The sequence below is a fragment of the Hydrogenophaga sp. genome, from assembly GCF_030656115.1.
Taxonomy (GTDB): domain Bacteria; phylum Pseudomonadota; class Gammaproteobacteria; order Burkholderiales; family Burkholderiaceae_C; genus Hydrogenophaga.
This window is the reverse complement of the sequence record NZ_JAUSOO010000180.1, coordinates 1-8761: the sequence shown is the minus strand read 5'-3', so window position 1 is coordinate 8761 and position 8761 is coordinate 1. Positions and strand designations below refer to the sequence as shown.

Genomic DNA, 8761 nt, shown 5'->3' with positions numbered 1-8761 from the left:
GCGATCCTGATCGCCGCCCCCGCATCGGGCCAGGGCAAGACCACCGTCACCGCGGCCCTGGCGCGTTTGCACGCGCGCCAGGGTCGGCGGGTGCGGGTGTTCAAGTGCGGGCCGGACTTTCTCGACCCGCACTGGCACCAGCTGGCCAGCGGCCACCCGGTGCACAACCTGGACCTCTGGCTCAACGGTGAGGCGGACATCCGCGCTCGGCTGCACGAGGCGGCGTTGAACAGCGACCTGATCCTGATCGAGGGGGTGATGGGGCTGTTCGATGGCGAGCCGAGTGCGGCCGACCTGGCGCAGAAGCTGGACATTCCGGTGCTGGCGGTGATCGACGCCGGGTCCATGGCGGGCACCTTCGGTGCGCTGGTGCACGGCCTGCGCCACTACCGGCCCGGCCTGCCCTGGGCGGGCGTGCTGGCCAACCGCGTCGCCAGCGAGGGCCACGAGAAGATGCTGCAGGCCTCGGTGCGCGGCGATGACCTGGGCGCTGAGCCGGGCGGCATCGACGCCGGCTGGCTGGGCGGCCTGCGGCGCGACGCCGGCTTTGCGCTGCCCGAGCGGCACCTGGGCCTGACGGTGGCGTCGGAACTGCCGGATGCCACGGCGCGGCTGGATGCGCTGGCCGACGCGATGGCGACCACGCCGCTGGGGCGGCTCGACGCTGCGGGCTGGCAGCGCTGGGCGGTGGCGTTCGATGCGCCGACGCCGCAGACCGTGGCACCGCGGCTGAAGGGTCGCACCGTGGCCGTGGCGCGCGACACGGCCTTCTGTTTCATCTACCCGGCGAACCTGGACACGCTGCGTGCCCTGGGCGCCGAGCGGGTCTTCTTCTCGCCGGTGGCCGATGAGCCGGTGCCCGACTGCGACGCGGTCTGGTTGCCCGGCGGCTACCCCGAGCTGCACGCACAGGCACTGGTGAACGGCACACGTTGCCGCGCCTCGCTGGCGGCGCACATCGCAGCCGGCAAGCCGGTCTGGGCCGAGTGCGGCGGCATGATGCCGCTGTTCGACGGCCTGACGCTGGCCGATGGCACTCGCGTGCCCATGTGGGGCCTGCTGCCGGGCGAGGTGGCCATGCAGCCGCGCCTGGCGGCCCTCGGCCCGCAGCGCTGGGACACGGCGCAGGGCGAACTGCGTGGCCACACCTTTCATTATTCGCTGACCACATCGCCGCTGGCGCCCGTGGCCCAGACCGCGCCGGGCGGCCGGTTCGGCAAGCCCGAAGCGATCTACCGCCAGGGCCCGGTGCGCGCGAGCTATTTCCACGCCTGGTTCGCGTCGAACCCCGATGCGACCGCTCGACTGTTTCTGCAGGAGGCCACGTTGAGCGCCGCGCCGGGCCGCCCCAAGCAAGCTCGCGCCCCCTTGGGGGGCAGCGAAGTACACGCAGTGCCGAGCGTGGGGGCACCGTCATGACCGGACCACAACGCATCGTCTGCCTCACCGAGGAGACGACCGAGTGGCTGTACCTGCTGGGGCAGGAGGCGCGCATTGTGGGCATCAGCGGCTACACCGTGCGCCCACGCCGGGCGCGGGAGGAAAAACCCAAGGTGAGCGCCTTCCTCACGGCCAAGGTGGACAAAATCTTGGCCCTGCAGCCCGACTGCGTGTTCGGCTTTTCCGACCTGCAGGCCGACATTGCGGCGTCGCTGATTCGGGCGGGCGTGCAGGTCACCGTGTTCAACCAGCGCAGCGTGGACGAGATTTTTTCCATGCTGTTTCAGGTGGCGGCCATGGTGGGCTGTGCCGATGCGGGGCTGGCGCGCATCGCCGCCATGCGCCAGCAACTGGATGCCATGCGCGCCGACGTGGCCGCCCGCGAGGCGGCGGGCCAGCGCCGGCCCCGGGTGTTTTTTGAGGAATGGGACGAGCCGCACATCAGCGGCATTCGCTGGGTGTCGGAGCTGCTGGGCATCGCGGGCGGTGACGATGTGTTTCCCGAACTGGCGGTGCAGTCGCTGGGCAAAGATCGCATCATTGCCGACGGCGCAGAGATCGTGCGGCGCAACCCGGACATCATCATCGGCTCGTGGTGCGGCAAGAAGTTTCGGCCCGAAAACGTGGCCTCTCGTGCGGGTTGGCAAGACGTGGCGGCGGTGAAAACCGGGCAGTTGTTCGAGATCAAATCCGCCGACATTTTGCAACCCGGCCCCGCCGCGCTCACCGACGGCGTGGCGCAGATGCACCGCATCGTGACGGACTGGATGGTGCGTGTGGAGCCGCGCTGGGGCGTGGGTGGGGCTCGGTGTATATGACGCGCACGGAATTCATTTTGGGCGGCCAGAAGAGTGGCAAGTCGCGCCGGGCTGAAACCTTGGCAGCGGCATGGCTGGATGCGTCACCCAGCCACCGTGCCGTGATGATCGCCACCGCGCAAGCCTGGGACGGCGAAATGCGCGAGCGCATCACCCGCCACCAGCTGGACCGGGCGCAGCGCGTGCCCGGCATGGCCACGGTGGAAGAGCCCCGGGCGCTGGCGGAGGCCTTGCGGCAACACAGCGATGAGCAAACACTGACCGTGGTCGATTGCCTGACGCTGTGGCTGACCAACCTGATGATGCCGGTTGACCCAGCACTGGCCAGCGACGAGGCGGGCGTGGTTGCCGCCGCAGAAGCGCTGTGTGCGGCCATCGCCGCTGCACCCGGGCCGGTGGTGCTGGTGGGCAATGAAATTGGCTTGGGCGTGATCCCGATGGGGCGCGAGGTGCGCGCTTTTGTAGACGCGCTGGGCCGAATGAATCAGCAGGTGGCCGCTGCCTGCGAGCGCGTGACGCTGATGGCGGCGGGCCTGCCGCTGGTGTTGAAAGGTGCGGCATGACAACCCACGGCGCAAGCGTTTTGGTTGCGAAATGGCTCGCCGGGCAGGCGCGCAAGGGCCGTTCCGTTCCGTTCACACCTTCTTTACCCGGAGTCTCCCCATGAAAACCATGGCAAACCGAGGCTTGCCAAACCGAGGCTTGCGCGGGCTGGCCGCGTGCCTGTTGGTCTGGGCTTTTGGGCTGGGCAGCGCACAGGCCGCAGGTCTGCAAGTGACCGACGACCGGGGCGTGACCGTGCGCTGGGACGCGCCCCCGCAGCGCATCGTGACGCTGCTGCCTTCGCTCACCGAAACGGTGTGCGAACTGGGCCAGTGCCACCGGCTGGTGGGGGTGGACCGCTATTCCAACTGGCCCGCGTCCATCGCCGCGCTGCCGCGTGTGGGTGGCGGCATTGACCCGAACGTGGAAGCCATCGTGGCGCTGCGGCCCGATGCGGTGTTGCTCGCGCAGTCGTCGCGGGTGGTGCAGCGGCTGGAGGCCTTGGGGCTGAAGGTGGTGGCGCTGGAGCCCAAAAGCCACGCCGATGTGCAGCGCGTGCTGGGCAAGGTGGCGCAGGTGCTGGGGGTGGACGCGCAGGCCACGCAGCGCATCTGGCGCCACATTGACGCGGCGGTGTCGGCGGCGGCGCAGTCGCTGCCGGCGCGGGTGAAAAACACGCGGGTGTACTTCGAGGTGAATCGGGCGCCTTATGGTGCGGGCACCTCGTCTTTCATGGGTGAAACGCTCACCCGCCTGGGTGTGCAAAACATTCTGCCGGCGAGCCTGGGGCCGTTCCCGAAGCTCAACCCCGAATTTGTGGTGCGGGCCAACCCGGACGTGATCATGGTGGGCGACCGCAACTTTGAGGGCATGACGCAGCGCCCGGGCTGGCGCAGCATCCGCGCCGTGCGCGAAGAGCGCTTGTGCGTGTTTCCCAACGACGAGTCGGATGTGCTGGTGCGCCCCGGCCCGCGCATGGCCGAGGCCGCCCGCCTGATGGCGCGCTGCTTGCAGGAGAAAGCGCCTTGAACACCACCACCCTGGCCCCGCCGCTGGCTGCAGCGCGTGCGCAGTCGGCGCGCCCGCTGTGGCTGGCTGCTGCGCTGGTGCTGGGCGGTGCGGTGTTGGCGCTGCTGGGGCTGGGCGTGGGCAGCACGGGTCTGGAGGCGGTGTGGCACATGCTGGCCGACCCGGTGGCGGCGCAAATTGTGTGGGAGATTCGCGCTCCGCGCACCGTGGGCGCGTTTGCCGCTGGCGCTTTGCTGGGCCTGGCCGGTGCGGTGGCGCAGGGCCTGTTTCGCAACCCGCTGGCCGATCCGTTTTTGCTCGGCAGCGCCTCAGGCGCTTCGCTGGGTGTGGCGTTGGCGCTGGCGGGCTTGGGCGTGTCACCGTTTGCCACGCAGTGGGTGGTGCGCCTGGGGCTCACCGGCGCGGCCTTTGTGGGCGCGGTGCTGGCGGTGCTGCTCACGCTGGCGCTGGCCCGTGGCGTGCAGCACACGCTGCGTCTGCTGCTGGCCGGTGTGGTGGTGGGCGTGGTGTTGGGTGCGCTCACCTCGCTGGTCACGCTCACCACGCCCGACCTTTTGCAGGCCATGCAGGCCTTCATGCTGGGCTCTACCGGCTTCGTGGGCTGGGCGTCTTGCGTTTTGATGGGGGGTATTGGTTGCGTGTGCCTGCTGCTGGCCTGGGGCTTGTCGCGGGTGCTCGATGGGCTGGCGCTGGGCGAATCGACCGCGCTCAGCCTGGGCCTGCCGCTGGGCCCGCTGCGTGCGGCGCTGGTGGGTGTGTTGGCCTTGGCCACCGGCACCGCCGTGGCGCAAACCGGGCTGATTGCCTTTGTCGGCCTGGCCGCGCCGCATTTGGTGCGCGCCGTGGTGAAAACCACCCACGCCTGGCTGGTGCTGCTGGCCAGCTTGATGGGCGGCGTGTTGCTGATGCTGGCCGACACCCTGGCGCGTGGCCTGCTGGCGCCGCAGGAACTGCCGGTGGGCGTGCTGACCGCGGTGCTGGGCGGCGGCTATTTGCTGTGGCTCATGCGCAAGCGGGTGGGCTGACGCGATGTTGAACACAGACACCCGCCTTGCCAGCCCTGCGCTGCAGACGCTGGACCTGCACGCCACCCTGGGCCTGGGCCACAACCAGCGCCATGTGTTGCAGGGCGTGAACCTGAGCCTGGCGCGCAACCGCTGGACCAGCATCGTCGGCCCCAACGGCGCGGGCAAATCCACCCTGCTGCGCGCCCTGGCGGGCGTGCTGCCGCACCAAGGCGAGGTGCTGCTGCACGGCCAGCCCCTGGCGCGCATGGCACCACGCGAGCGTGCCCGCGCCCTGGCCTGGCTGGCGCAAAGCGGCGCCGGTGAAGCCAGCGCCGACGACCTCACGGTGTACGACGTGGCCCTGCTGGGCCGCCTGCCGCACCAGGCCTGGCTGGCACCACCCGGCCCGGCCGACCACGCCGCCGTGGAGCGCGCCCTGCGCCAAACCCAGGCCTGGGACTGGCAGTGCCGCCCGCTGGGTGCCTTGTCGGGTGGCGAGCGCCAGCGCGTGCTGCTGGCGCGGCTGCTGGCGGTCGAGGCCGACGTGATGCTGATGGACGAACCCCTGGCCAACCTGGACCCACCCCACCAGGCCGACTGGATCGCGCTGGTGCGCAGCCTGGTGGCGCAGGGCAAAACCGTGGTCAGCGTGTTGCACGAAATCACGCTGGCGCTGATGGCCGACGAGGTGGTGGTGATGCAGCAGGGCCGCATTGCTCACGCAGGCCCCACGCACCAGGCCGCAGCGCACCGGGCGCTGGAGGCGGTGTTTGAACACCGCATCGCCATCCATGCGCTGGGCCCGCGCTGGGTGGCCTTGCCTGAATGAATACCAAAGTACGTTTCACTGGAAGAAAGCCATGGAAATTGAATCCGCACCCACCGAGAAACGCTACGAAAAGCCCAAGGGCGAGCGCCGCGGGCTGGTGATCGTGCACACCGGCGACGGCAAGGGCAAAAGCACAGCCGCCTTTGGCCTGGCCCTGCGCGCGTTCGGGCGCACGCACGTGCACGGCAGACTGGTAAAAATTTTCCAGTTCATGAAAGTGCCCTCGGCCCGCTTTGGCGAGCACCGCATGTTTGAGCAGATCGGTATTCCGATCGAAGGCCTGGGCGACGGCTTCAGCTGGAAAAGCGCCGACCTGGCGCACTCGGCCCAGCTGGCCCGCGACGGCTGGGAAAAAGCCCGTGCCGCCATCCTCAGCGGCGACTGCTTCATGGTCACGCTGGACGAACTGACCTACCCGCTGATCTACGGCTGGCTGCCGCTGGAGGGCGTGTTGCAAACCCTGCGTGATCGCCCGAAGCACACCCATGTGGTCATCACCGGGCGGCGCTGTCCGCCCGAGATCATTGAGCTGGCCGACACCGTGACCGAAATGACGCTGGTCAAGCACGCGTTCAAAGCGGGCATTCCGGCGCAGCGCGGCATTGAAGACTGACACCCGCCAACCCCATCAGCCACCGGGTTGAATGCCGTCGCCGAGCGCCCGCCACACACACGGATTCCTTCATGACCGAACTCATCGTCTGCACCACCTGCCGCCCCGCCGGCAACCCGCGCGAGCAACGCGCAGCGGGCGACCTGCTGTACGAAGCCGTGCAGGCCGAACAGGCTTTTGGCGAACAACCCGAATGGGCCCACATCCAGGTGCGCGGCGTCGCCTGCACCGCAGGCTGCTCGCGCGCCTGCACCGTGGCTTTCCAGGCACCGGGCAAACACAGCTACCAGTTCGGCGACCTCGCACCCGCAGCGGACGTTGCCCGACAACTGCTGGACTGCGCCGTGCTGCACCACCGGGCGCCCGACGGCAACCTCGCCCGCGATGCGCGCCCACCGCTGCTGCGCAACGGCATCCTGTGCCGTTTGCCGCCCAACCTGACCACCGGCTCCGAGCACCCATGAGGATCCGGGTGAACGGCATGCGCCATTTCGCCAGCGGGACGCGAGCGGCACGTGTTTGGCCGACGGCCGATGCCGCAGATGGACCTCGTCTCGGTGGCCTGAGCGCTCCCGAACCTGTGGCTGGCCGCGCGCGCCGAGGGCCTGGGCATGGGCTGGGTGTCCATGTTCGACCCGGTGGCGGTGGCCTCGTTGCTGGGTATGTCCGATGGTGCCGAGCCCGTGGCCTTGTTGTGCATCGGCCCGGTGTACCACTTGTATGAGGCGCCGATGCTCCCGCTGCAACGCTGGGCCCAGCGCTGCGCACTGGACAATATGCCGTTTGAAGACAACTGGGGCCAGCCCCTGGCCCCGTGCGAGACAGTGGAGGCTTCGGCCCCTGCCTTTGTTTGAACCTTAGGAGACCCAAGATGACCACGATCACCCCCGCCCTGGCTGCCACCGAACAGCCCCTGCATTTCCACGCCCCGCGCCAAGCGCCGGCGCCGCCGGTCGATGCCGGCCAGCAGGCCTGGCCCGTGACCGAGGTGCAGGCCCTGCTGGATTTGCCATTTCCTGAGCTGATGCACCGCGCGCAGACCGTGCACCGCGAGCACCACGACCCGACCCACATGGAGCTGGCCACGCTGCTGTCCATCAAGACCGGCGGTTGCCCGGAGGACTGCGGTTACTGCCCGCAGTCGGTGCACCACGAAACCGGCGTGGAAGCCACCAAAATGATGACGCCCGACGCCGTGCGTGAGGCGGTGCTGGGTGCCAAGGCGGCGGGTGCCTCGCGCTTCTGCATGGGCGCGGCCTGGCGCGCGCCCAACGACCGCGACCTGGAGAAGGTCGAGGAACTGGTGCGGGTGGTCAAGGCCGAAGGCCTGGAGGCCTGCTGCACCCTGGGCATGCTCTCGGGCGACCAGGCCCAGCGCCTCAAGGGCGCTGGCCTGGACTACTACAACCACAACCTGGACACCGCGCCCGAGCTGTACGGCAGCGTGATCACCACCCGCGACTACCAGGACCGCCTGGACACGCTGGGCCATGTGCGCGAGGCGGGCATCCACGTCTGCAGCGGCGGCATCGTGGGCATGGGCGAATCGCGCGCGGGCCGCGCCGGCCTGATCGCGCAGCTGGCCAACCTCGCGCCGTACCCCGAGTCGGTGCCGATCAACCACCTGGTCAAGGTGCCCGGCACGCCGCTGGCCGACGAGCCCGACCTCGACCCGCTGGAGTTCGTGCGCACCGTGGCGGTGGCCCGCATCACCATGCCCAAAGCCAAGGTGCGGCTGTCGGCCGGGCGGCGGCAGATGGGCGAATCGACCCAGGCCCTGTGTTTCCTGGCCGGGGCCAACTCCATCTTTTACGGCGACAAGCTGCTGGTGACAGGCAACGCCGACGTGGAGGCAGACCAGCAGTTGCTCGCCCGTATGGGCATGCAAACCACGCGCGCGCATGCCTGACATGCCCCTGTGCCGCTGCGCGCGTGCCCTTCAAGGAGGACCACGCCAGCGGGCCAGCCTGGCCATGTCGATGGCCGAACCCCTTTCATTCCAAGGAGATTCCCCATGTTCCGCACCCTGCTGAAGTCCAAGATCCACCGCGCCACCGTCACCCACTGCGAGCTGCACTACGAAGGCTCCTGCGGCATCGACGAAGACCTGCTGGAGGCGAGCAACATCCGCCCCAACGAACAGGTGCACATCTGGAACGTCAACAACGGCGAACGTTTCATCACCTACGCCATCAAGTCGCCTCGCGGCAGCGGCATCATTTCGCTCAACGGTTCGGCCGCCCGGCGCGCCAGCGTGGGCGACCTGGTGATCATCGCGGCCTTCGGCATGGTCCATGAAGACAAGCTCGACGAGGTCGTACCCAGGCTGGTGTTCCCCGATGCCGCCAACCGCATCGTCGAGACCCGCAGCGAACCCGCCGGGCCGCAGGCCGGCGACCCGGTCATCGCGCCCCTGGGCGCGGACCACTGATGCTGCCGGTGTCCGCCAACGCCGCCTGGCGCCAGCGCAGCCTGGCCGCCG

10 protein-coding genes and 1 pseudogene are annotated in these 8761 nt (G+C 69.2%); all 11 read left to right on the top strand.

All coding sequences use genetic code 11. The features are described 5' to 3' along the window. Positions 1–1419: cobyrinate a,c-diamide synthase (locus tag Q7J58_RS22340; RefSeq protein ID WP_304832243.1), on the top strand; the 1419-nt coding region annotated here is incomplete at its 5' end. Then, a complete protein-coding gene (locus Q7J58_RS22335; RefSeq protein WP_304832242.1) occupies positions 1416–2258 on the top strand; it encodes an ABC transporter substrate-binding protein in 843 nt (280 codons plus the stop codon). The genes Q7J58_RS22340 and Q7J58_RS22335, both read left to right, overlap by 4 nt. Then, entirely contained in the window at positions 2255–2821 is a 567-nt protein-coding gene (locus Q7J58_RS22330; RefSeq protein WP_304832241.1) for a bifunctional adenosylcobinamide kinase/adenosylcobinamide-phosphate guanylyltransferase, read from the top strand. The genes Q7J58_RS22335 and Q7J58_RS22330 overlap by 4 nt, the downstream gene beginning before the upstream one ends. Positions 2822–2921: 100 nt before the next feature. Then, a complete protein-coding gene (locus tag Q7J58_RS22325) occupies positions 2922–3830 on the top strand; it encodes a helical backbone metal receptor (protein ID WP_304832239.1) in 909 nt (302 codons plus the stop codon). Between the two features lie 56 nt (positions 3831–3886). Then, positions 3887–4855 (top strand): iron ABC transporter permease, encoded by a 969-nt coding sequence (locus Q7J58_RS22320; RefSeq protein WP_304832244.1) that lies wholly within the window; start codon positions 3887–3889, stop codon positions 4853–4855. A gap of 4 nt (positions 4856–4859) precedes the next feature. Beyond that, on the top strand, positions 4860–5666 hold the full coding sequence (locus Q7J58_RS22315; protein WP_304832237.1) for an ABC transporter ATP-binding protein: 807 nt from the start codon (positions 4860–4862) through the stop codon (positions 5664–5666). 31 nt (positions 5667–5697) lie between these two features. Next, positions 5698–6279, top strand: a complete 582-nt coding sequence (gene cobO, locus Q7J58_RS22310; RefSeq protein ID WP_304832234.1) for a cob(I)yrinic acid a,c-diamide adenosyltransferase — start codon at positions 5698–5700, stop codon at positions 6277–6279. A 71-nt stretch (positions 6280–6350) separates the two neighbouring features. After that, positions 6351–6743 (top strand): DUF1636 domain-containing protein, encoded by a 393-nt coding sequence (locus tag Q7J58_RS22305; RefSeq protein WP_304832232.1) that lies wholly within the window; start codon positions 6351–6353, stop codon positions 6741–6743. Positions 6744–6779: 36 nt separating this feature from the next. Continuing rightward, a pseudogene (locus tag Q7J58_RS22300) lies at positions 6780–7133 on the top strand (nitroreductase family protein); the annotation flags it as partial. A 17-nt stretch (positions 7134–7150) separates the two neighbouring features. Continuing rightward, positions 7151–8188, top strand: a complete 1038-nt coding sequence (gene bioB / locus Q7J58_RS22295) for a biotin synthase BioB (RefSeq protein WP_304832230.1) — start codon at positions 7151–7153, stop codon at positions 8186–8188. Between the two features lie 105 nt (positions 8189–8293). Further along, positions 8294–8710 carry an aspartate 1-decarboxylase gene (panD, locus tag Q7J58_RS22290; protein ID WP_304832228.1) on the top strand — a complete coding sequence of 139 codons (417 nt, stop codon included), beginning with the start codon at positions 8294–8296 and terminating at the stop codon, positions 8708–8710. The last annotated feature ends 51 nt before the right edge of the window (positions 8711–8761 follow it).